This is a genomic window from Mesorhizobium sp. M1A.F.Ca.IN.020.06.1.1, from assembly GCF_004023265.1.
Classification (GTDB): Bacteria; Pseudomonadota; Alphaproteobacteria; order Rhizobiales; family Rhizobiaceae; genus Mesorhizobium.
This window is the reverse complement of the sequence record NZ_RZSR01000970.1, coordinates 1-2197: the sequence shown is the minus strand read 5'-3', so window position 1 is coordinate 2197 and position 2197 is coordinate 1. Positions and strand designations below refer to the sequence as shown.

4 protein-coding genes are annotated in these 2197 nt (G+C 64.2%); 1 reads left to right on the top strand and 3 read right to left on the bottom strand.

Annotated elements, in window-relative coordinates:
* The coding region (locus EOA60_RS29700; RefSeq protein WP_245502641.1) for an MATE family efflux transporter at positions 1–411 on the top strand (411 nt) is incomplete at its 5' end.
* Positions 412–451: 40 nt separating this feature from the next.
* Here EOA60_RS29700 and EOA60_RS29695 read toward each other — a convergent pair.
* The 3 genes from EOA60_RS29695 to EOA60_RS29685 form a co-directional block, all read right to left on the bottom strand.
* Positions 452–1096 (bottom strand): amino acid ABC transporter permease, encoded by a 645-nt coding sequence (locus tag EOA60_RS29695; protein ID WP_066999193.1) that lies wholly within the window; start codon positions 1094–1096, stop codon positions 452–454.
* Complete coding sequence (locus EOA60_RS29690) at positions 1093–1761, bottom strand: amino acid ABC transporter permease (protein WP_095799104.1); 669 nt, start codon at positions 1759–1761, stop codon at positions 1093–1095. Before EOA60_RS29690 ends, EOA60_RS29695 begins: the two co-directional genes overlap by 4 nt.
* Positions 1762–1850: 89 nt before the next feature.
* The coding region (locus EOA60_RS29685) for a transporter substrate-binding domain-containing protein (RefSeq protein ID WP_128312375.1) at positions 1851–2197 on the bottom strand (347 nt) is incomplete at its 5' end.

The following is a 2197-nucleotide window of genomic DNA, read 5'->3' as shown; positions in this document are numbered from 1 at the left end:
GTCATCGGCGTCTCCTTCATGGCGCTGATGGGGCTGGTGATGATCCTATGGCCGCATCTTTTGATCAGCGCCTTCATCGATCTCGCCGATCCGGCCAATGCCAGGTTGATCACGCTTGCCGTGTCCTTCCTGGTGTTTGCCGCGCTGTTCCAGATCTTCGACGGCGCGCAGGCGGTGGCCGCCGGCATGCTGCGCGGCCTGCACGATACCAAGGTGCCGATGATCTATGCCGCGATCGGCTATTGGGGGGTCGGCCTTCCGCTCGGCGTGCTGCTCGCCTTCCATTTCGGCTTCAACGGCGTCGGCATCTGGATCGGCCTTTCGTCAGGCCTGGCGGTGGTGGCGGTGCTCCTGCTCGTCCGTTGGCTGCGGCGCGATCGCATCGCGCCGGCGCTGTCGTTCAGCCATTGAGAAGAGCGGCCGCCGGTCAGGCGGCGGCCCTCGTCGACCTTCAGTGCGCGGCGACACGCTCAAGCCGCCGCGCATATTGCGTCAGCGGGAAGCACATCACGAAGAAGATCAGCGCCACCAGCCCGTAGACGGTGAAGGGTTCGAAGGTCGCGTTGTTGATGGCGTTGGAGGTCCTGACCAACTCCTCGAAACCGATGATCGAGGTCAGCGCCGTCGATTTGATCAGCTGCACCAGGAAGCCGACGGTCGGGGCGCGCGTGATGGCGAAGGCCTGCGGCAGGATGATCAGCCTGAGTTCCTGCAGATAATGCAGTCCGAGACTGGCGCCGGCGTCCCACTGGCCGCGCGGCAGCGCATCGACACCGCTGCGCCAGATCTCGGCGAGATAGGCGCTGGCAAAGAAGGTGAGGCCGAGCGCCGCGGCGGTCCATGGCTCGATGCGCAGCCCCAACATCGGCAGGCCGAAGAACATCAGGAAAAGCTGCATGAGGAGCGGCGTGCCCTGGAACAGCGCGATATAGCCGGAAGCGATCCGCTTGATCCATTTGTTCTTGGCTATGCGGAAGAACAGCACGACCAGCCCGACCAGCGCGCCGCCGACGAAGGCGGCAAGCGACAACAGCACCGTCCACCGCGCGGCGAGCAGAAGGTTGCGCAATATGTCCCAGAGGGTGAATTCGATCATGACACGCCGGCTCCGAGTGCGCGGCGTCCGCCGCTGACCAGCAGCCGGCGCAGCCCCATCGACAGGCCGAGATAGACCATGGTCACCACCAGATAGGTTTCGAAGGCGCGGAAGGTGCGCGCCTGCAGCATGTCGGCCTCGTAGGTCAGTTCACGCACCGCGATCTGCGACACCACGGCCGATTCCAGCATCATGATGACGATCTGGCTGGTCAGCGCCGGATAGATCACTTTCAGCGCCTGCGGCAGCACGATCTTGATGAACACCTGCCTGGGCCTGAGCCCGAGCGCAAGTGCTGCCTCCGTCTGCCCGCGCGGCACCGCGTCCAGACCCGCGCCGACGATCTCGATCGTGTAGGCCGCCATGTTGAGCGTCATCGCCAGCATGGCGGCCAGGATCGGATCGAGTCGGATGCCGAGGCTGGGCAGTCCGAAGAAGATGAAGAACAGCTGCACCAGGAACGGAGTGTTGCGCATCACCTCGACATACCAGCCGATCGCCAGCTTGAGCGGCCTCGGGCCGTTCCGGCGTCCGGCGGCGCCCAGGATGCTGAGGAAAGTGCCGGCCAGCGTGGTGACGACGATCAGAAGCAGCGTCATCGCCGCGCCGCGCGCGATCACGCCCGCTGCACCCGCAAGCCAGCCGAAGTCCAGGCTGTAGCCCATCGCGATTGGCCCTGTTGGAAAGCGTGTAGCGCAAGAAACAAGTACGGGAGCGGTTCAGCGCTTCATGCGCGCTGAACCGCCAAGCGAGATCAATCCTTGAGGTTGTCGGGATTGAGCGGCGTCTTCAGCCAGGCTTTCGAGCTCTCGTCCAGCTTGCCGTCCGCCAGCATCTTGGCGACCGCATCGTTCACCGCCTTCTTCAGCCTATCCTCGTTCTTGTTGAGGCCGATATGCGAGGGCGAGGTCAGCAGCTGGAACTTCTGCTCGGGCTTCAATGCAACCTGCTTGGCCAGCACCTGCGCGCCGACATCGTTGCCGACCACCATGAGCTGCGTCTGTCCGGAGATGAAGGCCTGGATGACGGAATTGTAGTTGTCGAAGCGGCGGATGTCGGCCGAGGCGGGCGCCGCCTGGGTGAGCGAGGTATCCTCCAGCG